The 26,543-nt window shown below is 62.7% G+C and carries 23 protein-coding genes; 7 read left to right on the top strand and 16 right to left on the bottom strand.

Translation table 11 applies throughout. The annotated features are described in order from the left end of the window. The 11 genes from mnhG to J3R84_RS15695 all read right to left on the bottom strand — a co-directional run bounded on the left by mnhG (position 1) and on the right by J3R84_RS15695 (position 13,068). Positions 1 to 372: a monovalent cation/H(+) antiporter subunit G gene (mnhG, locus tag J3R84_RS15745; RefSeq protein WP_025424930.1), complete on the bottom strand. Its 372-nt coding sequence runs from the start codon at positions 370 to 372 to the stop codon at positions 1 to 3. Then, positions 369 to 650 (bottom strand): K+/H+ antiporter subunit F, encoded by a 282-nt coding sequence (locus J3R84_RS15740; RefSeq protein ID WP_025424929.1) that lies wholly within the window; start codon positions 648 to 650, stop codon positions 369 to 371. Before J3R84_RS15740 ends, mnhG begins: the two co-directional genes overlap by 4 nt. Continuing rightward, complete coding sequence (locus J3R84_RS15735) at positions 647 to 1,132, bottom strand: Na+/H+ antiporter subunit E (RefSeq protein ID WP_025424928.1); 486 nt, start codon at positions 1,130 to 1,132, stop codon at positions 647 to 649. The genes J3R84_RS15740 and J3R84_RS15735 overlap by 4 nt, the downstream gene beginning before the upstream one ends. 3 nt (positions 1,133 to 1,135) lie before the next feature. After that, positions 1,136 to 2,779, bottom strand: a complete 1,644-nt coding sequence (locus tag J3R84_RS15730; RefSeq protein WP_025424927.1) for a monovalent cation/H+ antiporter subunit D — start codon at positions 2,777 to 2,779, stop codon at positions 1,136 to 1,138. Next, entirely contained in the window at positions 2,748 to 3,095 is a 348-nt protein-coding gene (locus tag J3R84_RS15725; protein WP_025428214.1) for a Na+/H+ antiporter subunit C, read from the bottom strand. The genes J3R84_RS15730 and J3R84_RS15725 overlap by 32 nt, the downstream gene beginning before the upstream one ends. Then, positions 3,095 to 6,004, bottom strand: a complete 2,910-nt coding sequence (locus J3R84_RS15720) for a monovalent cation/H+ antiporter subunit A (RefSeq protein WP_025424926.1) — start codon at positions 6,002 to 6,004, stop codon at positions 3,095 to 3,097. The genes J3R84_RS15725 and J3R84_RS15720 overlap by 1 nt, the downstream gene beginning before the upstream one ends. 257 nt (positions 6,005 to 6,261) lie before the next feature. Next, entirely contained in the window at positions 6,262 to 8,931 is a 2,670-nt protein-coding gene (locus J3R84_RS15715) for a bifunctional diguanylate cyclase/phosphodiesterase (RefSeq protein ID WP_025424925.1), read from the bottom strand. A gap of 103 nt (positions 8,932 to 9,034) precedes the next feature. Continuing rightward, positions 9,035 to 9,223 carry a DUF3008 family protein gene (locus J3R84_RS15710; protein ID WP_025424924.1) on the bottom strand — a complete coding sequence of 63 codons (189 nt, stop codon included), beginning with the start codon at positions 9,221 to 9,223 and terminating at the stop codon, positions 9,035 to 9,037. 172 nt (positions 9,224 to 9,395) lie between these two features. Further along, a complete protein-coding gene (locus tag J3R84_RS15705) occupies positions 9,396 to 11,009 on the bottom strand; it encodes a cisplatin damage response ATP-dependent DNA ligase (RefSeq protein ID WP_025424923.1) in 1,614 nt (537 codons plus the stop codon). A gap of 3 nt (positions 11,010 to 11,012) precedes the next feature. Continuing rightward, on the bottom strand, positions 11,013 to 12,023 hold the full coding sequence (locus tag J3R84_RS15700; protein WP_038576510.1) for a ligase-associated DNA damage response exonuclease: 1,011 nt from the start codon (positions 12,021 to 12,023) through the stop codon (positions 11,013 to 11,015). 91 nt (positions 12,024 to 12,114) lie between these two features. Continuing rightward, positions 12,115 to 13,068: a nucleoside hydrolase gene (locus J3R84_RS15695; protein ID WP_025424921.1), complete on the bottom strand. Its 954-nt coding sequence runs from the start codon at positions 13,066 to 13,068 to the stop codon at positions 12,115 to 12,117. 255 nt (positions 13,069 to 13,323) lie between these two features. On the opposite strand from J3R84_RS15695, the gene J3R84_RS15690 reads away from it, so the two are divergent. Beyond that, entirely contained in the window at positions 13,324 to 13,977 is a 654-nt protein-coding gene (locus J3R84_RS15690; protein WP_025424920.1) for a hypothetical protein, read from the top strand. 99 nt (positions 13,978 to 14,076) lie between these two features. Here the strand turns inward: J3R84_RS15690 and lysS are convergent, their stop codons facing one another. Further along, positions 14,077 to 15,573 (bottom strand): lysine--tRNA ligase, encoded by a 1,497-nt coding sequence (lysS, locus tag J3R84_RS15685; RefSeq protein WP_025424919.1) that lies wholly within the window; start codon positions 15,571 to 15,573, stop codon positions 14,077 to 14,079. Between the two features lie 10 nt (positions 15,574 to 15,583). Continuing rightward, positions 15,584 to 17,041, bottom strand: a complete 1,458-nt coding sequence (gene gltX / locus J3R84_RS15680; RefSeq protein WP_057210080.1) for a glutamate--tRNA ligase — start codon at positions 17,039 to 17,041, stop codon at positions 15,584 to 15,586. 256 nt (positions 17,042 to 17,297) lie between these two features. On the opposite strand from gltX, the gene J3R84_RS15675 reads away from it, so the two are divergent. Together J3R84_RS15675 and J3R84_RS15670 are read left to right on the top strand one after the other, a co-directional pair. After that, positions 17,298 to 17,645, top strand: a complete 348-nt coding sequence (locus tag J3R84_RS15675; protein ID WP_025424917.1) for an ArsR/SmtB family transcription factor — start codon at positions 17,298 to 17,300, stop codon at positions 17,643 to 17,645. A 234-nt stretch (positions 17,646 to 17,879) separates the two neighbouring features. Continuing rightward, positions 17,880 to 18,260, top strand: coding sequence for a VOC family protein (locus J3R84_RS15670; protein ID WP_025424916.1), 381 nt, complete (start codon positions 17,880 to 17,882; stop codon positions 18,258 to 18,260). Positions 18,261 to 18,623: 363 nt separating this feature from the next. On the opposite strand, the gene J3R84_RS15665 is transcribed toward J3R84_RS15670, so the two are convergent. The 3 genes from J3R84_RS15665 to J3R84_RS15655 all read right to left on the bottom strand — a co-directional run bounded on the left by J3R84_RS15665 (position 18,624) and on the right by J3R84_RS15655 (position 21,151). Next, on the bottom strand, positions 18,624 to 19,379 hold the full coding sequence (locus J3R84_RS15665) for a TerC family protein (RefSeq protein ID WP_203529254.1): 756 nt from the start codon (positions 19,377 to 19,379) through the stop codon (positions 18,624 to 18,626). A gap of 113 nt (positions 19,380 to 19,492) precedes the next feature. Next, positions 19,493 to 20,332, bottom strand: a complete 840-nt coding sequence (locus J3R84_RS15660) for an AraC family transcriptional regulator (RefSeq protein WP_025424914.1) — start codon at positions 20,330 to 20,332, stop codon at positions 19,493 to 19,495. A 111-nt stretch (positions 20,333 to 20,443) separates the two neighbouring features. Then, a complete protein-coding gene (locus J3R84_RS15655; RefSeq protein ID WP_025424913.1) occupies positions 20,444 to 21,151 on the bottom strand; it encodes a TetR/AcrR family transcriptional regulator in 708 nt (235 codons plus the stop codon). A 157-nt stretch (positions 21,152 to 21,308) separates the two neighbouring features. Here J3R84_RS15655 and J3R84_RS15650 point away from each other — a divergent pair, with 157 nt between their 5' ends. The 4 genes from J3R84_RS15650 to J3R84_RS15635 all read left to right on the top strand — a co-directional run bounded on the left by J3R84_RS15650 (position 21,309) and on the right by J3R84_RS15635 (position 26,543). Next, positions 21,309 to 22,526: an HlyD family secretion protein gene (locus tag J3R84_RS15650; RefSeq protein ID WP_203529252.1), complete on the top strand. Its 1,218-nt coding sequence runs from the start codon at positions 21,309 to 21,311 to the stop codon at positions 22,524 to 22,526. A 69-nt stretch (positions 22,527 to 22,595) separates the two neighbouring features. Next, positions 22,596 to 24,185: a DHA2 family efflux MFS transporter permease subunit gene (locus J3R84_RS15645; RefSeq protein WP_203529249.1), complete on the top strand. Its 1,590-nt coding sequence runs from the start codon at positions 22,596 to 22,598 to the stop codon at positions 24,183 to 24,185. A 116-nt stretch (positions 24,186 to 24,301) separates the two neighbouring features. Further along, positions 24,302 to 25,417 carry a metallophosphoesterase gene (locus tag J3R84_RS15640; RefSeq protein WP_025424910.1) on the top strand — a complete coding sequence of 372 codons (1,116 nt, stop codon included), beginning with the start codon at positions 24,302 to 24,304 and terminating at the stop codon, positions 25,415 to 25,417. 88 nt (positions 25,418 to 25,505) lie between these two features. After that, positions 25,506 to 26,543: a LacI family DNA-binding transcriptional regulator gene (locus J3R84_RS15635; RefSeq protein WP_025424909.1), complete on the top strand. Its 1,038-nt coding sequence runs from the start codon at positions 25,506 to 25,508 to the stop codon at positions 26,541 to 26,543.

Below are 26,543 nucleotides of genomic sequence, written 5' to 3'. Positions count from 1 at the left end.
CTACTCTGCGCTCTCTTCGGGCAGCGGCTTCTGTTTCAACGGAACGCCGCGGCGTTGCTCGACGCGGTCGCGATAAAGTGCTGCCTGGCCGAGCAGCATCAGCGTCACCGGCGTGGTCATGATGACGAAGACGATGATCAGCACTTCGTGGAACACCCAGCGGCTCTGCAGCACGGCAAAACAGATGATCGAGGCGGTGCAGATGAGGATGACGCCGCCGCTGGTGGCAAGGGTCGGCGCATGCAGGCGGGTGTAGAAATCCGGCAACCTCAGCAGGCCGAGCGAGCCGATCAGCGCAATCGCCGCGCCGAGAAGAACGAGCCCGCAGACGACAATGGCGGCCCAGGTCGGAAGGTCGGTCAGATGGCTCATTCGATCAACTCCCCGCGCATCAGGAACTTGCCGAAGGCGATCGACGAGACGAAGCCGATCAGCGCGACGATCAGCGCCGATTCGAAATAAAGGCTGTTGGCGGTGCGGATGCCGAAGGATAGCAGCATCAGCATGGCGTTGATGTAGAGCGTATCGAGGCCGAGGATGCGATCCTGCGCCCGCGGTCCCTTGACCATGCGGTAGAGCGCGAAGGCCATGGCAAGCCCGATCATGATCTGCGCGATCAGGATCGACCAGATGATTGCAAGCTCAGTCATCCGAACATCTCCTTCAAACCTGCCTCATAGCGCTTCACCGTCTGCAGCCAGATCTCCTCGTTTTCCATGTCGAGCACGTGGAAGAGCAGCGACTTCCGGCGGCGGTCGTATTCGAGCCACGCGGTGCCCGGCGTCGCCGTCATGATGCAGGCGAGCAGAGCAAGCGCGTTTTCGTCTTCGAGATCGAGGTCGACCGTCAGGAAGCCCGAGTTCGGCGCCCGCCGTCCGGCGCGCAGGATCACTAGCATGACGGCAATGTTGGAGCGGATGACGTCGACGACGACGCTGGCGCCGAAGCGCAGCGTGCGCAGGATCCGGCGCGGATGCGAGTGGGCGGGATTGAGCTTCAGCGTCACCCAGCCGAGCGCGACGCTCAATATCGTGCCCATGACGATCGTGCCGGGGGCGACCGACTGGTTGAGAAGCAGCCAGATGATGAGCAGGCCGACAGACAGCAGCGGGTAGGGGAACCAGGTGCGCATCGGTTACTGCCCTCCCGCACGTGGCGCCCTGAGGACGCGCTGGGTGTAGCCCGACGGGTCGAGCAGGGAATCGGCCGTTGCCTGCATGTAGTGCATCGTCGGCCCGGCCTGCAGGCTCAGGAAGATGCAGGCGCCGAGCAGCACGACGACGGGGGCAATCTCGATGACGAAGACGCGCGGCACGGTGTTTTCGATCGAGGCCCAGAAGGTGCGGATGCCGACGCGGTTCATGGCGATCATGGCGGAGAGGCCGGACAGGATCAGCAATGTGACGTAAGTCCAGTCGGCGGCAGAAATCGCCGGCGCGGCCTCGGGGCCGGAAAGGCCGAAGAGGCCGCTCAGGATCGCGAATTTGGCGACGAAACCCGAGAGCGGCGGCAGGCCGGCGAGCAGCAGCGCGCAGAGGCAGAAGCAGAGGCCGAGCACGGCCATGGTGCCGGGAATGGCGGCACCCGCTTCATCGACTTCCTCGTCCTCGTCGGCATCGCCATAGGCTTCCATCGTCACCGCCAGAACGTCGGCGCCGGCATCGCGGCCGCGCTCCACCAGTTCGATCAACAGGAAGAAGGCCGAGATCGTCAGCGTCGAACTGACGAGGTAGAACAGTGCACCGGCAATCATGCTGGAATGCCCGAGGCCGATCGCCGCCATCAGCGTGCCCGAAGAGACGAGCACCGAATAGGCGGCAAGCCGGGCCATCGCCTGCGAGGCGAGTACGCCGATGGCGCCGAAGGCGATGGTCAGCATGCCGCCGACCACCAGCAGAGTCTGGCCGAAGCCGGCGGACACCCCGGCATTGGCGCCAAAGACGAGCAGCGACAGCCGCAGGATGACGTAGATGCCGACTTTGGTCAGCACCGCAAAGACGGCCGCAACCGGTGGCGTTGCCGCCGAATAGGCGGTGGGCAACCAGAAGCTCAACGGCCACATGCCGGCCTTGACCAGAAAGGCGACGCCGAGCACGCCGGCGCCAACTTCGACCATCTGGCGGTTCTCTGGCGAGATGGTCGCAAGCTTGACCGCGAGGTCGGCCATGTTGAGCGTGCCGGTCGCGCCATAGATCAGGCTGACACCGATCAGGAACAGCGACGAGGCGGCAAGGTTGATCGCGACATAATGCAGGCCGGCCTTGACGCGCAGCGGGCCCGAGCCGTGCAGCAGCAGGCCGTAGGAGGCCGCGAGCATGATTTCGAAGAAGACGAAGAGATTGAACAGATCCCCCGTCAGGAAGGCACCGTTGAGCCCGGCGATCAGCAGCTGGAACAGCGAGTGGAAGTGATGGCCGGCGGTGTGCCAGCGGGCGATCGAATAGACCTGGGCGGCGAGCGCCAGGCCGCTCGTCAGGCAGAGCATCAGCGCGGAGAGCCGGTCGAGCACCAGTACGATGCCGAACGGCGCCGGCCAGTTGCCGAGCTGGTAGACGCTTGTGCCCGCAAGAAAGCCTTCCGTCGAGGCGCTAGCGCGCATCAGCACCATCGAGAGCACGAAGAGGGCGAGCGTCGAGACGAAGCCCATCACGCCCTTGGCCATGCGGTTGCGCTCGTCGATCGGGATCATCGCCGCGCCGACCATCAGCGGCAAGAGGATCGGCAGGATCATCAGGTGGTGCAGCCAATCAGTCACTGCGCTGCTCCCTTCCATCGACATGGTCGGTGCCGGTGAAGCCGCGCGAGGCGAGCAGTACGACGAGGAAGAGCGCCGTCATGGCAAAGCCGATGACGATCGCGGTCAGCACCAGCGCCTGCGGCACAGGATCGGTGTAGCGCGAGAGATCGCCGACGCCGCCGGGCTCGAGAATGGGGGGCGCATTCACGCGCAGCCGACCCATGCTGAAGATGAAGAGATTGACGGCATAGGAGAGCAGCGACAGGCCGATGATCACCTGGTAGGTGCGTGGGCGGAGCAGGAGATAGACGCCCGAGGCGGTGAGGACGCCGATGGCGGCAGACAGGATGATCTCCATTACTTCGCCTCCTTTCCGGCGCGAAGGACGGCACGGGCATGGGCACGCGGAGCGCGGATCGACTGGTGCGCAAGCGCGATCAGGATGAGCACGGTTGCCCCGACCACCAGCGAGAAGACGCCGAGGTCGAAGAGGATTGCGCTTGCCAGCGGGAATTTGCCGACGATCGGCAGGGTGACATATTGCGCGTGCGAGGTCAGGAACGGATAGCCGAACAGCCACGAACCGATGCCGGTTGCCGCCGCGACGATGATGCCGATGCTCATCCAGCGCAGCGGGTGGATGCGCAGCCGCTCCTCGACCCAGCGGGTGCCGCCCGACATGTATTGCAGGATGAAGCCGATCGACATGGCGATGCCGGCCGCAAAGCCGCCGCCCGGCAGGTCGTGGCCGCGCAGGAAGAGATAGGCGGCCAGCATGCCGCTGACCGGGAACATCCAGCGCATGATGACAGATGGAACGAACAGATATTCGGCGACGCTGTCGCCCTTTGCGCGATCGGGATGATCGTCGTCGAAGGCATTTTGGACCTGCTGCTGTACCGGCGCCTCAAGGCTGTCTGCCTGAGGACGGAAGCGCAGCAACAGTGCAAAGACGGTCAGGGCCACGATCGCCAGCACGGCGATTTCGCCGAGCGTGTCGAAGCCGCGGAAGTCGACGAGGATGACGTTGACGACATTGGTGCCGCCGCCTTCCTTGTGGGCACGCTCGAGGAAATAGCTGGCGATGGTTTCGGGCATTGGGCGGGTCATCACGGTGTAGGCGATCAGCGCCACGCCGCCGCCTGCGACAATGGCCAGCAGAAAGTCGCGCAGGCGCCGCAGACGGACGCGCAGCGACAGCAATTCTGATTCCTGCGTGTCCTCGATGCGCTTGGGCAGCCAGCGCAGGCCGAGCAGGATCAGCACAGTCGTGACGATCTCGACGAGGAGCTGGGTAACCGCAAGATCGGGGGCCGACAGCCAGACGAAGGTGATGCAGGTGACGAGACCGGCGCCGCCGAGAAGCACGAGTGCCGCCAGCCGGTGGAACTTTGCCTGGTAGGCGGCCCCAACCGCGCAGGCGATGCCGATCGCCCAGAGCAGGGCGAAGGCCGGATCGATGCCGCGCACCAGAAGCGGCGGCAGTTCGAAATGATTGAGCAGCAGCGGCAGGGCGCCGGCGACGATCGCGACGAAGACCAGGAACCGCATCTGCGGCTGCAGTCGGCGCGTGCCGAGCCTCTGTTCGAGCCAGCGCGCCCACTTCCACGACAGGGTCACCAGTACCCGCTCGAAGATGCGCTGGCCGTGCAGCAGGCGGAAGACCGGCGGCCCTTCGGTGCTGGTCGCCAGATAGTTCCCCATCAGGAAATAGAGGCCGATGCCACCGAGAAGCGCCACGAAGCTCATTATCAGCGGCAGGTTCCAGCCGTGCCAGACCGAAAGGTTGTACTGCGGGGTGCTGGCACCGAGGATAGACACGACGGCTGTGTGCAGGAACGGGCCGATGGTGATGGCCGGGATAATGCCGACGACGAGGCAGGCCAGCACCAGGAACTCGATCGGCGCCCGCATCCAGCGCGGCGGCTCATGCGGGATCTTGGGCAGATCGCTCGGCGTCGGGCCGAAGAAGACGCTGTGGATGAAGCGCAGCGAATAGGTCACCGCGAACATGCCGGCGAGCGTGGCGACATAGGGCGTCATCGTATCGAGCAAATTGGCCTGGTGCGTCTCGATCGCTTCGGCGAAGAACATTTCCTTGGAGATGAAACCGTTCAACAGCGGCACGCCGGCCATCGCGGCGCTGGCGACCATGGCGAGCATTGCGGTTCCCGGCATGTAGCGTATGAGCCCGCCGAGCTTGCGCATGTCGCGCGTTCCGGTCTCATGGTCGATGATGCCGGCCGCCATGAACAGTGATGCCTTGAAGGTCGCGTGATTGACGATGTGGAAGACGGCGGCGACCGCCGCGAGCGGACTTCCGAGGCTGAGCAGCACCGTGATCAGGCCCAGGTGGCTGATGGTCGAATAGGCCAGAAGCCCCTTCAGATCCTGCTGGAAGATGGCGAAGTAAGCGCCGAGCAGTAGTGTCGTCAGGCCGGCGAGCCCGACGATCCAGAACCAGGCCTCGGTGCCGGCCATCACAGGCCAGAACCGGACGAGCAGGAACACGCCTGCCTTCACCATCGTCGCCGAATGCAGATAGGCGGAGACGGGGGTTGGTGCTGCCATCGCGTGCGGCAGCCAGAAATGGAACGGGAACTGCGCGCTCTTGGTCAAGGCCCCGAGCAGGATCAGGACCAGCATCGTGACATAGAGTGGGTGGTTGCGGATCGTATCGCCGGAGGCAAGCACGACGTCGAGGTCGTAGCTGCCGACGACGCGGCCCATGATCAAAAGCCCGACAAGCATGCAGAGCCCGCCCATGCCGGTCATCGTCAGCGCCATGCGCGCACCGTCGCGGGCGTGGGCATTGTGGTGCCAATAGCCGATCAGCAGGAAGGAGACGATGCTCGTCAGCTCCCAGAAGACCGCAAGCAGGATCAGATTGCCGGAGAGAACGACGCCCAGCATCGACCCCATGAAGGCGAGAAACAGGGCAAAGAAGCGCGGTACCGGATCCTCTGCCGCCATGTAGTAGCGGGCGTAGAGCACGACGAGCACGCCGATTGCGGTCACCAGCACCGTGAACAACCAGGCAAAGCCGTCCATTCTCAAGGTGAAGTTGAGGCCGAGCTCGGGCATCCAGGCAAGTTCATAGCGAAGAACGCCGCCGGAGGTGACGAAGGGGTAGAGGCAAACCGCAACGAGGAAGCAGAGCAGCGCGATCGCGCCTGCGAACCAGGCCGTTGCGCCGCGTTGATCGGACGGAAAGAAGATTGCAATGAGGCTCCCCGCAAACGGGGCTAGGATGAAGACAGAAAGCAATTTCCCCGCGTATTCGATCGTATCGTTCCCTTCTCTTGGGCATATTGGAGATTGGGTGCCGAAGCCCCTCAAGGACCATCGCTGACGCAACGGTCGCAGACGACGCCGTCATGGTCCGCATAGCGGTAACAGCCGTATGTTTTTATGACGATTTTCCCGGGGGCTGCCAAGCCTCGATGGCGGGAAAAATGTGAGATCGCGTCATTTTTGGCCAGCTCGAGCGCGCGCCGAACTGTCGCAGCCGACCGAAGGTGGCGTCAGGCGGCCTGCCACCTACGCTCGAAAACAAAGGTCGCAAGATCGTTGGCGCTCATCGGCCGGGCAAAGGCATAGCCCTGAAGGCCGTGGCAGCCGAGCTCCTGCAGAATGCGGGCGTGCTCGAGCGTTTCGACGCCCTCGGCGATCACCTCGATGCCGAGCGAGGTGCCGATATCGATGATCGATTCGACGAGGCGCCTTTCGGCCGGCGAGTTCAGGATCGGCAAAATCAGCTGGCGATCGATTTTCAGGCGCCGCGGGGTCAGCTTCAGCAGGCTGAGGATGGAGGCATAGCCGGTGCCGAAATCGTCGATCTCGATATCGATGCCGAGTTCCTTGATCCGGCGAATGTTGGACAGCACCGTGACGTCGCTCTCGTCGAAGGAGATCGATTCCAGCAACTCGAAGGACAGGCGGCCGCGCGGGATCTGCAGCTGTTCGAGACGGCCGATCAGCCCCTCGTCGTGCAGGCGGGCATAGGAGAGGTTGACCGAGATCTTCGGGATGTGGATGCCATTGGCCTCCCAGCGATAGATCTGGAACAGCGCCTGCTCCAGGATCGCCTGGTCGATGGAGGCGACGACGTTGATGTCTTCGGCGGTCTTGAGAAAGGTGTGGGGACCCAGCAATCCCTTGGTCGGGTGGTCCCAACGTGCAAGCGCCTCGACGCCGATGACCTCAAGCGTGTTCGGGCAGAACTGCGGCTGGAAATGCGCGATGAATTCCTTGTGTTCCAGACCGCGAAGGATCTCGTCGGCGGTCTGCTTGGTCTTGAACACGGCAGTCTTCAGGTCGCCGGTGAAGGTCTCGTGCCGATTGCGGCCGCGGCGCTTGGCCTCGTAAAGGGCGATGTCGGCATTGACGAGGATCTGCGCCAGGTCGTCGGTCGGCTTGGTCTGCGCCGCGATGCCGATGCTGACGCCAATGCGGCATTCCTGGTCCTTGTAGCGAACCGGAACGCTCATTGCCTCGATGATGCATGACGCCAGCCGGGCGTCGGGCTCGGCGCTGTCCTCCGGGCGGACGAGGACGAATTCGTCGCCGCCGATGCGAGCGACAAAGTCCTTCTCCTTGGCGTTGGTGCGCAGCAGTTCGGCTGCATGCCGCAGGATTTCGTCACCGGCCGCATGCCCCAGCGTGTCGTTGATCTGTTTGAAGCGATCGAGATCCATATGAAAGATGCTGAGCCTTGCCTCCGCTTCGAAGTGATGGCTTCTGTCTGCGAGTACCTGGTCGAGGAAGCGCCGGTTCGGCAGGCCGGTCAGCGGATCGTGCAGGGCATTGAACTCCATGCGGTAGCGCGCGGCCTCCAGTTCGGCGCTGTGCGCCTCGGCCTGGCGCTTGGCTTCCGACAGGGTTGCGCGGGTCTTGATGTCGGCGGTCACGTCCCAGTTGACGCCGACGATCTTCTTGCGCCCATCGGCGCCGTCATAGGTCGAGCCGATGGCGCGGATATGCCGGATGGTGTCATCCGGTAGCCGGATTCGAAACTCGGAATTGTAGGCGCTGCCCGCCGCAAGGGCTTCGGCGAACTCCTCTTCCGCGCGGTCAATGTCGTCGGGATGCAAGGTCGTCTTCCAGTCGTCATAGGCCTTGCGCACCGATCCGGTCTTTCCGTAGAGCTCCTTCATCCGCTCGTCCCAGAGCAGCTTGCCGCTGGCGATGTCGAGTTCCCAGATGCCGATCTGCGAGCTGTCGAGCGCGATCTTCAGGCGGTGCGACAGTTCCTGCAATTGCGCCTTGCTGTGCCTGAGGGCGCGAATATTGTTCTGCCGCTCGCTCATCAGCCGGCCCGTCAGCAGCATCGGCAGGATGATCATCAGGCCGCCGGCAACGATCAGCGCGCGGATGAACCAGGCATTGCGGGGCGTGTGCGGCCAGCCGCCTTTGGGAACGGCGGCGATGTGCCAGGAGCCGCCGGGAAGCAGGACGGTCATATCAACCGGCGCCTGACCAAAAACCTTGGGGTCGCCGAAGAAGGCCGTTCCACTGCTGCCCGTCCCGTCGCGGCCGGTCATCGCGATATCAATGCCCAGCTTGGAAGAGAGGAGACCGCTGTCATTGTAGAGACGATCGACATCGATGACGGCAGAGACGATGCCCCAGAAGCGATTGCTGCCTCCGCCGGCATCGATCGATACCGGGAAGCGGCCAATCAGTCCGCGCCCGCCCTGCACGAGATCCACCGGGCCGGCGAGAACCATCTTGCCGGTGTCCCTTACCTTCATGACGGCGGCGCGCTGGGCATCGTTCTTGCGGTAATCGAGCCCGATCGCCCTTTCATTGCCCTGCAAGGGATAGGCCATGCGCACGATGAGGTTCGGCGCCGCGGCGATGCTGCGCAGCTGCGAGCGCTCTGTGAAGATGCTGCGCGAAAGAGCTGCAAAACGCTCCTGGTCCATACCCGGTTCGGTCACGATGGTGCCGATCAGGCCCCGTACGAGCTGGATATTGCCGTTGATGCTGGCCTCGAGTTTGGAGCGGATCGGGTTGAGCTCGTCGGCGACTTGAGATCGCATGCGGGCTTCGGAGACCACCTGGTTCTGATTGTCCGCAAGAATGCCGGCCGCGAGAACAACGAAAGAGGCGATGATCGCGGGAAGGTAGTTCGGCGTCAGAACTCTGGAAAGTTTCTTCTTCCCGAGGTGGAAGATATGTCTGGCAAGCACAAGATCACCCCGGCGGTGTGCGAATGATACGAAACGACCGGGATGATCCCAAATTGGTATTAACAATTGTGTTTTAGTTCCGGCTTTTATGCTTGCCGGGAGGTCATTTTGCCGTCTTCCGCTCGGGCAGTTTCTTGCGCTTGGTTTCCGCAAGTTCTTCAAGCTCGCTTTCGGTCATGGATTTTTCCATTTCGCGTGACGCGCCCTTGAGTTCGGATTTCTTCATGTCTCCGCGTTTGGCGGCAAGGGCTGCACCGGCCGCCTTTTGCTGTGCCTTGGATTTTGCAGGCATGTCGCATCTCCTTGCGTGCGTTCGAATAGCTCAAACGCCGATCGATCGCGCCGGTTCCGCGCTTTACAGCGCCGTGCGTCAAATAAGACGCGCGAAGGACGCTGTAACGCTTTAAATTTGCTACATAATTTTATCCTTAAACCGGATCCGATTTAAGGAATTATGCAGTCGATCACGATCTGCCATCGATCATCGCCTGCAAGGTCTCCAGCCGGTCGGCCTCATGCGGGAGCTTGTCCTGACGCAGCCGTGCAATACGGGGAAAGCGCATGGCAACGCCCGACTTGTGCCGGGTCGACCGGTTCAGCCCCTCGAAGGCGACCTCGACGACGAAGCCGAAATCGGGTTCGGCCCGCACGGCCCGGACCGGGCCGAAGCGCTCGATGGTATTATCCCGGACGAAGCGGTCGAGAATTTCCAGTTCGGCATCGGTAAAGCCGAAATAGGCCTTGCCCACCGGCACCAGCGTTTCCGTGCCGTCGATCTTAGTCCAGACGCCGAAGGTGAAATCGGAATAGTAGCTGGAGCGCTTGCCGTGGCCGCGCTGCGCATACATCAGCACCGCATCGACGTTAAAGGGCGCGCGCTTCCATTTGAACCAGGGACCCTTGGCGCGGCCGGCGGTATAGGGCGAATCCAGCCGCTTCAGCATGATGCCTTCGATGACGGGATCGGGCGGATCGGATCGGAGCTGGTCGAGTTCCTCCCAGGAGGAAAACGGCACGAGCGGGGACAGGTCGAAATGCTGCGGCGAGGCCCGTTCGACAAGGTCGCTCAATATCGCCCGTCGTGCCAGGAAACCCTCCGCCCGAACGTCGGTTTCGCCCGCAAAGAGCACGTCGTAGGCGCGGATGAAGGCGGGGTATTCGTCCAGCATCTTGCGGCTGACGGACTTGCGGTTCAGCCGTTGCTGCAGGTCAGAAAAGGTCCGGGTGGCACGGTTGGTGCGGGCGGTGCCTCCGACCAGCAGTTCGCCGTCGATGATGCCGGAAAAGTCGGCCGCCTCCAGCACATCAGGGAAGGCACCGGAGATTTCGTCGCCGCTGCGCGAGTAGAGCCGTGTGGTCCCACCGATATTGGCGAGCTGCACGCGGATGCCGTCCCACTTCCATTCGGCGGCAAAATCCTTCGGGTCGAGCCCGTCGAGGTCGCCTTCGCCGACAGGAGTGGCAAGCATCACCGAATGGAAGACGGCGGGCGTCGAAAGCACCGGCCTTTCCGCCTCTCCCGCCAGCCATTGGAAGAGCGGCAGATAGGGCGGAGCGAGCCCGTGCCAGAGAGTTTCGATTTCGCTGACGTCCTTTCCACCCATCTCGGCCAGAGCCTGCTTTGCGAGCTTGGCGGAGACGCCGATGCGCAGGCCGCCGGTCACGAGTTTCAGGAAGGCGAAGCGCGCCGATGTGTCGAGCCGGTCGAGCATGTCGCGAACGACACTGCGCACATTGGCGCGGCCGGTCGCCTGCAGCTTTTCGATCGCGTCGCCGAGCGGAATGTCGTCGAGCACCACGCCTGCAGGCGGCTCCCAGACCAGCGACACGGTCTCGGCAAGGTCACCGACATAATCGTAGGAATAGCGGAACAGCACCTCGTCCATGCGTTCGAGCAGAAGGTCACGGATCATCGCCGGCTTGACGGTTGCAAGCGAGAGCGTGCCGGCGATCGCGGCGAGCGCATAGCCGCGGCTCGGATCAGATGTAGTGCGGAAATAATCCGCCAGCAGCCGGATCTTGGCGTTGCGCTGCGGGGTGAGCACGAGGCGGTCGAGCAGTTCGGCGAAGGCCTTCATCGCTCACTCTCCCTCGTCGTCATAGCCGACGAGATGCAGCGGTCGCGCGGCGATGCCTTCGAGCTCGCACCAGCGCACCAGCGCCTCCTCGCGGCCATGGGTAACCCAGACTTCCGCCGGGCCGATCTCACGGATCGTTTGCGTCAGTTCTGGCCAGTCGCAGTGGTCGGAGATCACCAGCGGCAGCTCGACGCCGCGCTGCTTGGCCCGTTGCCGGATCATCATCCAGCCTGAAGCGAAGATCGCCAGGGGATCGACGAAGCGCCGCGCCCAGCGGTCGGCGAAGGCTGCGGGCGGGCCGATGACGACGGTGCCGGAAAAATCCTGCTTCTCGTCGGCGGCAAGCGTCGCCGGGCGGATTTCACCGAGATCTATGCCTTCGCCACGATAATAATCACAGAGCTTCTGCAAGGCGCCGTGGATGTAGATCGGCTGGTCGTAGCCCTGCTCGCGCAGAAGGGCGATCACCCTCTGCGCCTTGCCGAGCGCATAGGCGCCGACCACATGGGTGCGCTCGGGAAACTGCTTCAGCGACGTCAGCAGCTTCTGCATCTCGGTGCGGTCGTCCGGGTGGTGGAAGACCGGCAGGCCGAAGGTGGCCTCGGTGATGAAGACGTCGCATGGAACCGGTTCGAACGACAGGCAGGTCGGGTCGCGGCGTCGTTTGTAATCGCCCGAGACGACGATGCGCGTGCCCTTCGCCATCACCGAAATCTGCGCCGAGCCGAGCACATGGCCTGCGGGGTGAAAACGCACCTCGACGCCGTTGACGACCATCGTCTCGCCCAGGGCAACGGCCTGGCTCGTGCCGCAGAAACCGTCGCCATAGCGGATGCGCATGATATCGAGCGTTTCGCGGGTGGCGAGCACCTGACCGTGGCCGGCGCGAGCGTGGTCGGAATGGCCATGGGTGATCAGGGCGCGATCGACCGGCTGCACCGGGTCGATGTAGAAATCCCCGATCTCGCAATAGAGACCTTTCGGGGCTGGATAGAGCAGGGCGTCCGGTTTCATGGCCATAAAGATAGCCGGCGAACGCATGTCCGCCAGCTATCGCAGCAAAGTTTTTCGAACGGTTGGACAAGCCGGTCCGTTCGGGGTGACATCAGTCGTGCAGCGCCAGCGTGTCGCCGATCAACTTCAGGGTTTTCGCTGCATCGATGTCGATGCAAGCTTTCTGGCTCGGCAGGTTGTCCCACGGGCTCGGCGGGAACAGCCGGCTGTCGGGCTTCTGGATCGTCTGGCCATCGGCAAGGCCGCCGCAGACGACGCGGATGACGCCGCTGCGCACCTTGAACAGGTCCGGCGCCACGACATAGGCACAGGCGCAGCTGTCATGCACGACCATACCGTCAGGCACATGCTGCTCGTAGAAGGTGATGTAGAACTGCGAGATGTCGGAGAGCAGCTGTGCCGGCGCTCCGCCGCGTGCGGCGATGTCGGCGAGCATGGCCTTGGTCATCACCGTCTTGGTGGTGACATCGAGACCGACGACCGTAACCGGCCACGGCGCCGTCATGACGACGTCGGCTGCCTCGGGGTCGCCATGGATATTGGCTTCGGCGGCCGGCGTGATGTTGCCGTTGACGTCGAAGGCGCCGCCCATGATCACCACTTCGCGCACCAGCGGCGCAAAATCCGGATCTTCGCGCAGTGCCAGCGCCAGGTTGGTCATGCGACCGACGGCAATCAGCGTCACTTCGCCGGGATTGGCGCGGACGGTGTCGATGATGAAGCGGTGCGCCGGGCGGGGATCGACGGGCAGGTCGATGGTCTCGGGCACGTCGATGTTGCCGAGGCCGTCATCGCCATGAATAAAGGTCGGCCAGCCGACATGCGGCCGATCCGGATTGAAGGTCTTGTCGAGACCTTTTGCGACCGGTGCCTTAATGCCCCACTCGCGCTTCAGGAACAGCGCATTGCGCGTCGTCGTTTCGACCGAGGCGTTGCCGAAGACCGTCGTAATGCCGATGAGGTCGATATCCGGGTGGCGGTGGAGGAAGAGGAGGGCCATCGCATCGTCGATGCCCGGATCCGTATCAAAGATAACCTTGTGCATGTGTTCTTCTTTTCTTTTTCTTGCGTTTGACGGGTCGCAATGGAGGCAAGATGCCTGCGAAAGTCAATCACCCTTCGATCCCTATCGAACACGCCCGATGTCGAAGCTGAAGATGTCTTTTGGGCGAGCTCCTCTGTTCTTCCCGTTCGTCTATGGCGCGCGGCGCTTAAACTTTCTGAAAGGTGCAGCGCCTATCCTTGCAAGGCGCCTTCGGGCTTTTGTTACAGTTCCTGAAATGACAGCGGAGCCATTCTCGTGAAGGCTATTCTCGGCAACTTGCGCCCATCGAAGAGGCTGGTCGTCATCCTCGCCGCGGCGTTCGGCGTGTCGGCTGCCTCAGGTGCTGCCGCCGTCTATGTCGGCCGCGACGCATTGATGGAGCGGATTTCCAAGCCCGCCACCTCCGGCCTCGAATGCACCCTGGTCAGAACCATCAAGCTCGGCCATCACGGTCAGCGCTGGGTCCGCATGCACATCAAGACGGATCGTGCCGACGGCGAAGCGCGCATGCGCACGGCGCTTCGCGTGGTCGGTGCTCTCTCCAAGACGGAAAATGCCGAGCTTTACCAGGTGGTCGTTCTCGATGCGGCCGGACCGGAAGAGCGCGCCCAGGTTCGGGGTGCGGCGATCGGCGCGCAAGTTCTCTTTGCACCGGGCCCGCAGAGCGTGCCCGGTATGGATGAACCGTTCCGCGCGTCCTACAATGACGGCACGGCAAACTCGGCCGGCTTCTTTCATGGCAACACCATCGATCTTTCCGTGGGTGACATCCGCGGCATGATGGCCGGCATGGACGATCGGTCGCCCTGCATCGATCCGAATGCTGTCGCCGTCGAGGGCGAGGCGGCACCGGACGCCACGGCGCAAGAGCACAAGGTCGAGAGCGCCGAAGCGCCTGCAGGCCACTGAAGCGCCGTTCTCGCGCAGCGCGCTGTCACTCCATCATTGAAAATGAAAAAAGCCCGCCGCAATCGCGCCGGGCTTTGTCTTGTGCCGTTATGACTTTGATCAGTCGGCCTTGTTGCGGCGCGCCGGGAACAGGATGATGTCGCGGATCGACGGCGCGTTGGTCAAAAGCATGATCAGGCGGTCGACGCCGATGCCGAGGCCGCCTGCCGGCGGCATGCCCTGGTCGATGGCATCAAGGAACTCGTCATCGAGCTGCTTTGCCTTTTCGCCGCGGGCATGGGCCTGCTCCAGCTGCTCGACCATGCGGGCGCGCTGCTCTTCCGGATCGTTGAGCTCCGAGAAGGCGTTGCCGAGTTCCCAGGTGTTGCAATAGGTCTCGAAACGCTCGACGAGGCGCGGCTCGCCCGGCACTTCCTTGGCGAAAGGCGAGATGTCCTTCGGGAAATGCGTGACGTGGGCCGGCTGGATCAGCGTCGGCTCGACCTTTTCTTCGAAGATGAAGGCGAGGCACTCGCCCCAGGTCCAGTCCTTCTCGACTTCGAACCCGGCAGCCTTGGCGGCCGCACGGGCTTCCTCGTCGGTCTTCATCGCCAGGAAGTCGATACCGGTCGCTTCCTTGACGGCATCCGGCATCGGCACGCGGCGGAACGGACCCTTGAAGGAGATTTCCTTGTCGCCGAACATGAATTCGGTCGAGCCGTGGATCGACAGAGCGAGCTTGGTAAACAGCCGCTCGACGAGGTCCATGATGTCCTCGTAGTCGGCATAGGCCCAGTAGCATTCCATCATGGTGAATTCGGGATTGTGCCGGGTCGAGACGCCTTCGTTGCGGAAGTTGCGGTTGATCTCGAACACCTTGTCGGTCAGGCCAGATACCAGCGTGCGCTTCAGATACAGTTCCGGCGCAATGCGCAGGAACATGTCGAGCTTCAGCGTGTTGTGGTGAGTCTTGAACGGCTCGGCCGTCGCACCGCCATAGACCGAATGCAGCATCGGCGTTTCGACTTCCATGAAGCCGTCGTCTTCCATGAAGCGGCGGATGCCGGAAACGATCTTGCTGCGCTGCTGGAAGCGCAGCTTCGATTCCTCGTTGGTCATGATGTCGAGGTGGCGCTTGCGGTAGCGCAGCTCGATATCCGACAAGCCATGCCATTTTTCGGGCATCGGCAGCAGCGACTTCGTCAGCATGGTGATCGTCTGCGCGTTGATCGTCAGTTCGCCGCGCTTGGTGCGGCGCACGACGCCGGTGACACCGATGATGTCGCCGATGTCGATCATCGGCAGCAGTGCGCGTGCGTCTTCAGGCGTGGTGTCCTTGTGGCTGAAGATCTGGATCTTGCCGGAGGCATCATGGATATCCATGAACATGCCGGAGTTGCGCGACGAGTAGACGCGGCCGGCGACGGTGACGACGTCCTGCGTCTCGGTGTCCAGCTCCAGGTTCTCGTACTTCGCCGCAAGTTCGGCATTGGTCATCGTGCGGTGGAAATGCGCCGGATAGACGTCGCCGATCTGTTCGCGGAGCAGCTTCAGCTTCTGCGCGCGCACTTCCGTCACATCGGAGGAGAGGGCTGTTGTTTCGGTCTTGTCGTTCATCGTCCTGTCCTTACTTTCCGCTGCCGGCCATCGAGGCGGCGACCTGGCCTGCAATCTTCAACCGCTGGCGCACGACCGAGCGGCCGAGCAGTTCCATGCTGTCGAAGAGCGGCAGCGACCGCGACGAACCGGAAACCGCCACGAACAGCGGTGCCAGCACGACCTTGAGCTTCTTGCCCATGCGGTCGGCGATCGCGCGTAGTTCCGCTTCGATCGTTTCCTTGTTCCATTCGAGGATCTTTTCCAGATCCGGCTGTACCGTGTTGAAGATCTCGACCAGTTCTTCCGGGCTCGACTTGATCTTGGCGAAGGCCGCCGGCTCGAGGCCGAGGTCGGACTTCAACAGGAAGTCGGCAAGGGCCGGCAGTTCGCCGAGCTTGGAGATGCGCGACTGCGACAGCTTCAGGCCCTGCTTCAGGCGATCGTTCTCGGACGCCCAGGCAAGCACCCGGCCGAGGAATTCGTCGTCGCTCAGCTTCTCGCGGATCCAGCGGCCGTTCAGCCAGTCGAGCTTCTGGATGTCGAAGATCGCGCCCGACTTCGACAGGTTGTCGGGGTCGAACTTTTCGGCAAGCTCGGCCATCGTCATCAGTTCCTCGCCTTCGGCGATCTGGATGAAGAACAGGCCGAGGAAATTCATCAGCGCTTCCGGCAGGTAGCCGAGCGCCGAGTAGTAGGAGATCGACGTCGGGTTCTTGCGCTTCGACAGCTTCGATTTGTCGGCATTGCGCATCAGCGACAGGTGCATGAACACCGGCGGCGTCAGGCCGAGATACTGATAGATCAGGATGTGCTTCGGCACGGAGGCCAGCCACTCCTCGCCGCGCGCGACGTGGGTGATCTTCATCAGGTAGTCGTCGACGACGTTCGCCATGTGGTAGGTCGGCATGCCGTCGGCCTTGAGCAGCACCTGCATGTCGACCGAATCCCACGGGATCTCGACGTCGCCATAGACGCCGTCGGTGAACTTGCAGGAGCCCTCGGTCGGGATCTTCATGCGCACGACATGCGGCTCGCCGGCATCGACGCGGCGGGTCACTTCTTCGGCTGTCAGGCTCAGGCAGTGGCCGTCATATTTCGGCTGCTTGCCGGCGGCGCGCTGGCCCTCGCGCATCTGTTCGAGCCGTTCCGGTGTGCAGAAACAGCGGAAGCCGTGGCCGTTGTTCTCGATCTGGCGAACGTAGTCGAGATAGATGTCCTTGCGGTCGCTCTGGCGGTAGGGGCCATAGGGGCCGCCGACGTCAGGGCCTTCCGACCATTCGAGCCCGCACCATTTCAGCGCATCCAGAACCTTCTGCTCAAACTCCGGCGTCGAGCGTGTGGCGTCGGTATCCTCGATACGAAGGATGAAGGTGCCGCCGTGCTTCTTTGCGAAGAGATAGTTGAACAGTGCGATATAGGCGGTGCCGACATGCGGCTCGCCGGTGGGGGAGGGTGCGATGCGTACCCGAACTGCTGAATCTGCCATGGTCTTTGCCCGTTTGACGTGCTTCTCGCCCCTTGCCGGAAGACAAGTCCGGCCGCCGGGCGCGCATTTTATGGGAAGGAAAGGCCCGTAGGGGTGCCGCACCAGCGGTATCGGCGGGCTATTCCAGTCGGCTCGCGTGAGACCATAGAACATGGAGCATGTCAACGGAAAGTGGATCACGCCGGTTTTTGTTGACACTGCCGATGGCTGGTTATATTGAACCGTGAGGTTATTTAACTGAAAGGTTTTTTAGGAAATGCCGGAAGATCGCCTGTCGACCACGCTCTCAGCCCTTGCCGACCCCACGCGCCGGGCGATTCTCGCCCGGCTCTCTCTCGGCGAGGCCTCTGTCGGCGAACTGGCGGAGCCGTTCGAGATGAGCCTGCCGGCGGTTTCAAAACATCTGAAAGTTCTCGAGCGCGCCGGGCTGATCAGCCGCGGCCGCGAGGCGCAATGGCGCCCCTGCCGGCTCGAAGCGGCACCCTTGCGCGACGTCAACAGCTGGCTCGACAGCTACCGCCGCTTCTGGGAAGAGAAGTTTGATCGTCTCGACGCCTATCTGCAGGAGTTGCAGAAGGTGGATCCGGACGCCGGGAAAAACTGATCTCAGCGATCTTGCTGGCGCAGCTTGGCTGCGCTACACATCCCGTGTCGAAAAAGGCAGGACCGGATATGGTAAGCCCGGTCCCTTCGTCACCGTACGAGCGGTTGCGAAGCTCTGCTCGAACCTGATCGTTCGAACCCGCGGCGTGGTTCCGATGCATCCGCATCGGTCCGCGGCGGGGTGTATCCAGATCAGACGCAGTCCGCCGCGTTTCTCAAAACACGGAGACTGCATATGCGACTGAACCATCTCGACCTTCACAGCCCCGTCGTTACCGAAACGGCGACATTCTTCATCGAACATCTTGGCTTCACGCTTGTCGAAACGCGCGGCAAGGATGCCTTTTATCGCCTGGCAGACGATGCCGGCATGGTGCTGGTGATCAGCCCGCCGATCGCCAAGCTTGGCGGTGGCGACCAGGTCAGCCTCGGTCTTCAGACCTACCATATCGGCTTCCTGCTGCCCGAGCGATTGGCAGTCGAGGATGCCTATCGGCGCATCCTGCCGAGCGGCATCCGCATCACCGAACCGGAAGAGCGGCATGGCGCCTATGTCTTCTATATGGTCATACCCGGCAACATCCTCGTGGAGATTGGGCAACGTCCCGACGCCTGAAGCAACCGGAACGATTTACCGGATGAGGCGTTATCCGTTCGAGAGGCGCGGGCTGTGCCAATCGGACATGACGAAGGCGGAGAACACGGGAATTTTTCCGATTTCTTCCCGTGGCCAACGAAACGGCAGTCGAGCGCCACTGCATGTTTCCTTAAATGCTATTCGATATAAGCATCAAAACATGCAGCAATTCAAAGCGCGACAGCGACCTTTGCGCGTCTCGTAAGACGCGCGGCGCTGTAGCGTTCTCACAAACGCCCGCAGCAAGATGGCCTGCATCCCCTGTGATGCAGGTCTTTTTTCGGCGCAACGAAAAGGCGGGGCTGGTGGCCCCGCCTTTCCAGTTTTGTTCGTGGCAACGCCTCAGTGCAGCTTGCCGGCGGCCTTCTTTCGCAGCCGCGCATTGCGCGCCACGATGTTGAGAACCTCCACCAGCGCCGAGAAGGCCATGGCGGCGTAGATGTAGCCCTTCGGCACGTGCAGGCCCATGCCTTCGGCGATCAGCGTCGTGCCGATCATCAAGAGGAAGGCGAGCGCCAGCATGACGATCGTCGGGTTCTTCTCGATGAAGTTGGCAAGCGGCGTCGCGGCAACGAGCATCACGGTGACGGCGGCTAGGACGGCGACGACCATGATCGGCAGATGCGGCGTCATGCCGACGGCGGTAATGATGCTGTCGACCGAGAAGACGAGGTCGAGCAGCAGGATCTGGCCGATCGCCGCGCCGAAGCTGTTGATCGCCGAAGAAGCGATGAAGTCTTCGCCGTGGTCGCTCGGATCGACGCTATGGTGGATTTCCTTGGTCGCCTTCCAGACGAGGAAAAGACCGCCGGCGATCAGGATCATGTCCTTCCACGAGAAGCCGTGTCCGAAGACCTCGAACACCGGCGTGGTCAGCTTGACGATCCAGGCGACGGTGCCGAGCAGGGCGAGGCGCATGACGAGCGCCAGGGTAATGCCGATGCGGCGGGCCCTCTCGCGGTGTTCGGCCGGCAGCTTGTTGGTGAGGATGGAGATGAAGATCAGGTTGTCGATGCCGAGAACCACCTCCATGACAACCAGTGTTATGAGGGCGACCCAGGCGGCTGGGTCCTGGGCAAGCGACATTATCCCCTGCATCGGCGATCTTTCCTTTTTCGGTGGCGCGTCGTCGCGCAAGAATCGCGGCAGTATTTAAGCAACATTGCGAAAGTGACAAGCGCCGCCGGCCATTTGCGGCGGCGCTTTACCGTTTACGCTTGGATCGGAATCCACATTTCGACCACCCCCATGCCCGAATGCGGGTCGAAACGATCATCATAACGCTCGATGAGATCAGGCGTTTGGCCATGCTGAAGACCGGACTCCGGCAGCCAGGTGCCGAAGATATGGTGCGCCGTCGTGGCGATCGACGAGATATGGCCGCGGTGCAGGAACACGGCGTAACGCTGCTTCGGCAGCTTCATGGTGGTAAAGCCGGCGGGCAGGGCGCCGGCGTCGTCGACTTCTGCTGCCGCCATATAGCGAAATGTCCCGGCTTCGCCATCGCTCTGGCTGCAGACGCCGTAGGCGACGTTGCCCTTCTGTCCGGGGATGTTGCCGAAGTGGGTATTGAAGCGCTGCCACAGCGAGGGAATGCCTTCGGTGCGGCCATAGGCGTAGGTTTCGGCAAGGCCGGCCAAAAGCAAAGGCGGGCTGTCTTCGAAGCGCGGTGGGTCCAGTTTGAGGAGGCGGGTGTCGTCCATTCTGATAGGCTCCGTCAGTGCGATGTTGCTGAGGTGCCCTTGCTTGCGCACGGTCTCCGGCGTGACGCCGAACTGCTCGCGAAAGGCACGGGTGAAAGCCTCGTGCGAGCCGTAGCCCGCTTCGAGGGCCACCGCGAGAATGCTGGACGAGCCGTCGGCAAGGTTTCGTGCGGCGCCGCTCAGCCGCCGCGCACGGATATAGGCGCTGATGGAGCGACCGGTCACCAGTCCGAAGACGCGCGACAGGTGAAAGCGCGAAAGGCCGGCAGCCTCGGCGATCTCCTCCAGCGATATATCCCTGGCGAAATGGCTCTCGATGAACCAGATCGCCCTTCCGATAGCACTCATGTTCACTCCCGTGGCAGACAGCCCATGCTCATAGGGTCTTGCCGCAAGGCGTGCTTGATCGCAATTGCTGGATTGAAGGCTAGCCCGAACGAATGAGCCCCTTGGCTTGGCTCAGTCCGTCTTCTTCTTCGGTCCATAGGCGGCCATGAAGACGCGGACGGCCGCGGCAACCGTGCCCTCGATCTGCTCTCGCGGCGGCGCCGAGCACATTCCGCCGAACAGGCGGTGCTTGAACAGCCCGGCCTGGGCCATCTCGATGAACTGCCTGGCCGCTACTTCCGTGTTGTCGATGTCGAGCGTGCCTGTTGGAACCTGCCGGTCGAGATAGGTCTTGAGGACCGTATAGCCGTTTTCGGGCGCCTCGCTGAAGAAGCGTTCCGCCAGATGCGGCATCCGGTCGATCACGCCGATCACCATGCGCATGGAGCGGATCGTGGCCTCGGAGGTGATGCTGCTCGTCAGGGTGACGCCGAAATCGTAGAGCGCCTCCTCGACGTCTTCGTGGTCGTTGAGTGCATGCTTGGCGGTCTGGATCACCAGGGTCTTGCCCTGGATGATCAGCGCCTTGAACAGGTCTTCCTTGTTTTCGAAGTAGACGTAGAGCGTGCCCTTCGAGACGCCGGCCTCGCGGGTGATATCGTTCATGCTGGCGGCGTCGAAGCCCTGGCTCATGAAGACCCGCCGCGCGCCCTCGAGAATCTGTTGGCGCTTGGCAGGGTCTTCACCCGCCGCATGGCGTCCGCTGCCGGGACCAAGCTGGTCGTCCGCGCCGTTATCAGGCCGGAAGGTCTCGTTTTGCTCGGTCTTTGCTGGTTCCATGATTGCCGTCTGCACCCGTCCCGTTCGCATTAATTCTCGTCCATCGAACTACCCGGTTCGATTCCCTCTTGATATGCGACGTCAAAGCGACTAAGTCAAGCTTCGATCGAACCGAACGGTTCAGTTCAGTCACCCCTCATTAACCAGGCCGGTATCCATGTCCGCATCCAAAACGTCCAGCGCCGCTCGCGTTCGCCCTGTCGGCGAGGATTTTGAAGTTCCGCAGACCCATGAGGCCGAGCCCGAGGCCGAGGGGGCGACTGCCGAGGCGCCGGCAGCGGTGCAAGAGCCTGCTGTCGAGGCCGCTTCGAAAAAGAAGAAGCGCAGCCCGATCTTGCCGGTTCTCGGCCTTGTCGCGCTCGCTGGCGCCGGCTGGTATGGCTATGACTGGTGGACCAATGGCCGCTTCATGGTTTCGACTGATGACGCCTATATCGAAGGCGACATTGCCACGATCTCTCCGAAAGTGTCGGGCTATGTCGCCAAGGTCGACGTCGTCGCCAACCAGAAGGTGAAGGCCGGCGATCCCATGGTCACGCTCGATGACGGCGACTACCGTATCGCGGCCGAGCAGACCGAAGCCCAGATCGCCACCCAGAAGCTGGCGCTCAGCCGTTTCGACGCGCAGATCGCAGGGGCGATGGCGAGCCTTGCCCAGGCCGAAGCCCAGAAGAACGCTCTCGAAGCAACGGTGCGCGGCGCCGAACTCGCGCAGAAGCGCGCGAGCGACCTCCAGTCCAAGGACGTCGGCACCGTTGCTTCGCGCGACAATGCCGACGTGGCTCTGGATCAGGCTCGGGCGAACCTTGCCGGCGCCGATGCCAACATCGCGGCTGCGAACGCCAACATCACCGTGCTGCAGGCGCAGCGCTCAGAGGCGGAAAGCCAGATCCGCTCGCTCGAACTTGCCCGTGACAAGGCCAACCGCGACCTCGGCTTCACCGTCTTGAAGGCGCCCTATGACGGCGTCATCGGCAACGTCGCCGTCCAGGTCGGTGACCTCGTTTCCGCTGGCCAGCGACTGGCCGCGCTCGTGCCTGTCGACCAGCTCTATATCGACGCCAACTTCAAGGAGACGCAGATCGCCCATCTGGTCCCCGGCTCGAAGGTCAAGGTCCATATCGACGCCTATGACGAGCACGCGGTCGAAGGCACGGTTGCCTCGATCGCGCCGGCATCCGGCTCGGTGTTCTCGCTGCTGCCGGCGGAAAACGCCACCGGCAACTTCACCAAGGTGATCCAGCGTGTGCCGGTGCGCATCACGCTGCCGGCCGATGTGCTGGCGGAAGGCCATCTGCGGGCGGGCTTGAGCGTCGTCGTCGATGTCGACACGCGCACGGCGCCCGACGAGACCAAGGTCGCCGCCACGAAGTAATCGGGCCTGACGCGCCGGCGTGTTCTTTTGAACGCGCCGATGCGCCTTTACACGCAGGGAGTGGCTCAGATGGCCGCAACGGCAACAGCAGGCTCGGTGGCGGCAGCCGCACCGAAGGTCGAAGAACATATGGACCCGAGAAGGCTGATCGCCTTCTTCGCCATGGTCGTCGGCATGTTCATGGCGATCCTCGACATCCAGATCGTTTCGGCATCGCTTGCCGAAATCCAGGCCGGCCTGTCGGCCGGCTCCGACGAAATCGGCTGGGTGCAGACCTCCTACCTCATTGCCGAAGTCATCATGATCCCGCTTTCGGGCACGCTGGCGCGTATCGTCTCGACGCGGGTATTGTTTTCGGTATCGGCTGCGGGTTTCACCGCGGCAAGCGCGCTCGCCGCCACAGCCACCAATATCGACCAGATGATCGTCTACCGGGCGATCCAGGGCTTCATCGGTGGCGGCATGATTCCGTCAGTCTTTGCGGCTGCCTTCACCATTTTTCCGCCGTCGAAGCGCAACATCGTTTCGCCGATCATCGGTCTGATCGCCACGCTCGCGCCGACCATCGGCCCGACCGTCGGCGGCTACCTCAGCCACGCCTTCTCCTGGCACTGGCTGTTCCTGGTCAATGTCATTCCCGGCATCATCGTTGCGACGCTGACCTGGACCTTCATCGATTTCGACAAGCCGGAGCTTGGTCTGTTCAAGAAGTTCGACTGGTGGGGGCTCGCCTCGATGGCGATCTTCCTCGGCTCGCTCGAATATGTCCTGGAAGAAGGCAACGCCAACGACTGGTTCAACGACGAGCATATCGTCATGGGTGCCGTCGCCACCGTGATCGCCGCGGTGATTTTCTTCTACCGGGCCTTCAAGGTGGAATTCCCGGTGGTCGACCTCAGGGCGTTTTCAAACCGAAATTTCGCCTTCGGTTCGATGTTCTCCTTTGTCATGGGCATCGGGCTCTATGGTCTCACCTATCTCTACCCGCTCTATCTCGGGCGCATCCGCGGCTACGATTCACTGATGATCGGCGAGACGATGTTTGTCTCGGGTCTAGCCATGTTCTTCACGGCGCCGGTCGCCGGCTTCCTGTCGGGCAAACTCGATCCGCGCGTGCTGATGACCATCGGCTTTGCCAGCTTTGCCAGCGGCACCTGGATCATCGGACATCTGACGGCTGACTGGGACTTCTACGAGCTGTTCATTCCGCAGATCCTGCGCGGCGTCGGGCTGATGCTGTGCATGGTGCCGATCAACAACATCGCGCTCGGCACCATGCCGCCGGCACGCATGCGCGGCGCATCCGGCCTCTTCAACCTGACGCGCAACCTTGGCGGCGCTGTTGGCCTGGCGGTGATCAACACCATCCTGACCCAGCGCCAGGATCTGCACTATGCCCGGCTCTCCGAACACATCCAGTGGGGCAACCCCGAGGCGATGGAGCGGTTCAACAACATGGCCGCCACCTTCAACGCCCATGGTCTCGATGGTGCTTCGATCGCCATCAAGCAGCTTGCGGCGATGGCCCAGAAGCAGGCGATGATCCTGTCGTTCGGCGATATCTTCGTCATCCTGACCGTGCTGTTCCTGTCGCTGATCCTGGGTGTGATGATGATCAAGAAACCGCAGGGCGTCGGACCCAGCGGCGGCGGGCACTAGGCCCACGCGCGGTTTACGCCGTCTTCGTGTTGCGGCACAATCCGGCCGGAAAGCAACGTCCGGCCGAACCCTGATCGACGATCCGGCACCTGGCCGGGTTGGAAACGGGGCCGTTCATGCGGGCATACCAACACTTCGGCATCTCCAGGCGCTCCTTCCTTGCCGCCGCCGCCGGCATCGGCGCGACACTGTTGGCCACGCCCATGCGCGCAGCCGGACGCCCGCCCATCGATGCTACCTTCCTGTTTTCGAACGATATCCACGCCTGCCTCGTCTCGACCGAGGGCCTTGCGCCGAACTGTGCGGCCGAAGGCAAGACCGACGCGAATCTGCTTCGCCACGTGGCAGCGCTCAATGCCCTGCCGGCGATGCACTGGCCGGAAACCGTCGGCGGTCAGTCAAGCGGGCTCGGCAGCACCGGCCGGCGGATCGGCCGGCCGCTCGGTCTTGTGCTCGGTGGCGACGTGACCGATGACGGCGGCGGACAGGTGCGCCAGCCGCGTGAGGGACGGCAGCTGCAGCAGTTTTCGAGCCGCTATCAGGAAGGACCGGGTGCCGACCGCGTGCACTTCCCCGTCTATGTCGGGCTCGGCAACCATGACCTCGACCAGGACGGGCCGCCGCCGCATGTCGACTGGTATCGCCGCGAACTGCGCGACTATGTCGAGCTCAATCATCGGCAGTCGGTGTTCTACAAGCCTCCGGTGCCGGTGACGAACTACGACCCGCTGTCGGATTGCTATTCCTGGGATTGGGGCGGGCTGCATCTCGTTCAGCTCCAACGCTTCGGTGGCGACGTCAGCAAGGGTGCGGTGGATGCGCTGCCGTGGCTGAAGCAGGATCTGGCAACCTATGCCGCTGACGGCCGACCGGTGATCCTGTTCCAGCACTATGGCTGGGATGCCTTCTCGACGGAGGTCTGGGACGCTGCCGCCAGGACCTTCGACGACCAGGGCAATGGCCCGCCGCATTGGTGGAGTCCTGGCGAGCGGCAGGCGCTCGTTGATGCCGTCAAGGGCTATAATGTCATCGGTCTCTTTCACGGCCATCAGCACGAAACCGCGATGATCTATCGCCGCGAAGGGCTGGATCTGTTCAAGCCGAAGGCGGCCTATATGGGCGGTTTCGCGCTCGTGCGCGTGACCGACGGCTTCATGGATGTGGTGCTTGCCGAGGCCGGGAAGGGCCACGGCGAGGTCACTTTCACGCAAGCATTCAGCAAGCGTTTTTAGCCAGCGAAAACAGCGGCCGGTCTTTCCTTGCGTGTTTTTGATTTACGTACATCAAAAATTCCTCTAAGGCAGTTTGCGGGAGGAAATGATGCGCCCTACAGTCCACGACATCGCTGCAGAAGCAGGCGTCAGCCTTGCGACCGTCGACCGGGTTTTGAACAATCGCCCGGGTGTGCGGACGGTCACGCGCGACAAGGTCGAGCGCGCGATCGCGACGCTCGGTTATATCAGGGACGTGGCGGCGGCCAACCTTGCCAAGAGCCGCAGCTATCCGCTGATCTTCATTTTGCCCGAAGGCGAAAACGCCTTCATGCGCGGGCTCGAGGCCGAGGTCCAGTCCGCAATGGCCCGCTCCGCCGTCGAGCGGACCGATGTCAGCATCCTCTCCGTTCCCGCCTTCGATGCATCGGCGCTGGCCGATGCGCTCGACGAAGCGCGCCGACGCGGACCGGCCGGCGTTGCCGTCGTTGCCGTCGAAGCGCCTGAAGTGGTTGCGGCCGTTGGGCGGCTTCGCGAGGACGGCATTGCCGTCGTCACCCTCGTGTCCGACCTGACCGGCTCCGAGCGCGAGCATTTCGCCGGCGTCGACAATATTGCCGCCGGACGCACGGCCGGCAGTCTGATGCGGCGTTTTGTCGGCGGCCGCGACGGGCCCGTTGCCATCGTCGCCGGATCGATGCTGGTGCGAGACCATCGGGATCGGCTTGAGGGTTTCAGCGCTGCCGTCAATGAAGGTGCCGCCAAGCGGCAGCTTTTGCCCGTGGTCGAGGGCCACGATGACCCGTCGGAAGTCGAAAATCTGGTGCAGGATCTGCTCGCCGCGCATCCGAACCTTACCGGCATCTACAGCCTCGGCGCCGGCAACCGCGGCCTGATCGCGGCGCTGGAGAAGGCCGGACGTCAGTCCGAGATCTGCGCGATCGCGCACGAATTGACGCCGTACAGTCGTGCTGCACTCGTTTCGGGTACCATCGATGCGCTGCTCAACCAGGATGCCGGTCACGAGGTGCGCAGCGCCATTCGCGTGCTGAAGGCCCGCGCCGATGGGCTCTCGATGATAGAGGCGCAGGAACGCATCCGCATCGACATTTTCCTCAAAGACAACCTGCCGGTCGAACCGGTGTAA

Origin of the sequence: Ensifer canadensis, from assembly GCF_017488845.2 — a bacterium.
Lineage (GTDB): Bacteria > Pseudomonadota > Alphaproteobacteria > Rhizobiales > Rhizobiaceae > Ensifer > Ensifer canadensis.
This window is presented reverse-complemented; position numbering and strand designations above follow the sequence as displayed.

Bases quoted from the DNA above. Each gene is read 5' to 3' on its own strand.
- mnhG (WP_025424930.1), bottom strand. From the start codon at position 372: ATGAGCCATCTGACCGACCTTCCGACCTGGGCCGCCATTGTCGTCTGC.
- J3R84_RS15740 (WP_025424929.1), bottom strand. From the start codon at position 650: ATGACTGAGCTTGCAATCATCTGGTCGATCCTGATCGCGCAGATCATG.
- J3R84_RS15735 (WP_025424928.1), bottom strand. From the start codon at position 1,132: ATGCGCACCTGGTTCCCCTACCCGCTGCTGTCTGTCGGCCTGCTCATC.
- J3R84_RS15730 (WP_025424927.1), bottom strand. From the start codon at position 2,779: ATGTCGATGGAAGGGAGCAGCGCAGTGACTGATTGGCTGCACCACCTG.
- J3R84_RS15725 (WP_025428214.1), bottom strand. From the start codon at position 3,095: ATGGAGATCATCCTGTCTGCCGCCATCGGCGTCCTCACCGCCTCGGGC.
- J3R84_RS15710 (WP_025424924.1), bottom strand. From the start codon at position 9,223: ATGCCTGCAAAATCCAAGGCACAGCAAAAGGCGGCCGGTGCAGCCCTT.
- J3R84_RS15705 (WP_025424923.1), bottom strand. From the start codon at position 11,009: ATGAAGGCCTTCGCCGAACTGCTCGACCGCCTCGTGCTCACCCCGCAG.
- J3R84_RS15700 (WP_038576510.1), bottom strand. From the start codon at position 12,023: ATGAAACCGGACGCCCTGCTCTATCCAGCCCCGAAAGGTCTCTATTGC.
- J3R84_RS15695 (WP_025424921.1), bottom strand. From the start codon at position 13,068: ATGCACAAGGTTATCTTTGATACGGATCCGGGCATCGACGATGCGATG.
- lysS (WP_025424919.1), bottom strand. From the start codon at position 15,573: ATGAACGACAAGACCGAAACAACAGCCCTCTCCTCCGATGTGACGGAA.
- gltX (WP_057210080.1), bottom strand. From the start codon at position 17,041: ATGGCAGATTCAGCAGTTCGGGTACGCATCGCACCCTCCCCCACCGGC.
- J3R84_RS15675 (WP_025424917.1), top strand. From the start codon at position 17,298: ATGCCGGAAGATCGCCTGTCGACCACGCTCTCAGCCCTTGCCGACCCC.
- J3R84_RS15670 (WP_025424916.1), top strand. From the start codon at position 17,880: ATGCGACTGAACCATCTCGACCTTCACAGCCCCGTCGTTACCGAAACG.
- J3R84_RS15665 (WP_203529254.1), bottom strand. From the start codon at position 19,379: ATGCAGGGGATAATGTCGCTTGCCCAGGACCCAGCCGCCTGGGTCGCC.
- J3R84_RS15660 (WP_025424914.1), bottom strand. From the start codon at position 20,332: ATGAGTGCTATCGGAAGGGCGATCTGGTTCATCGAGAGCCATTTCGCC.
- J3R84_RS15655 (WP_025424913.1), bottom strand. From the start codon at position 21,151: ATGGAACCAGCAAAGACCGAGCAAAACGAGACCTTCCGGCCTGATAAC.
- J3R84_RS15650 (WP_203529252.1), top strand. From the start codon at position 21,309: ATGTCCGCATCCAAAACGTCCAGCGCCGCTCGCGTTCGCCCTGTCGGC.
- J3R84_RS15645 (WP_203529249.1), top strand. From the start codon at position 22,596: ATGGCCGCAACGGCAACAGCAGGCTCGGTGGCGGCAGCCGCACCGAAG.
- J3R84_RS15640 (WP_025424910.1), top strand. From the start codon at position 24,302: ATGCGGGCATACCAACACTTCGGCATCTCCAGGCGCTCCTTCCTTGCC.
- J3R84_RS15635 (WP_025424909.1), top strand. From the start codon at position 25,506: ATGCGCCCTACAGTCCACGACATCGCTGCAGAAGCAGGCGTCAGCCTT.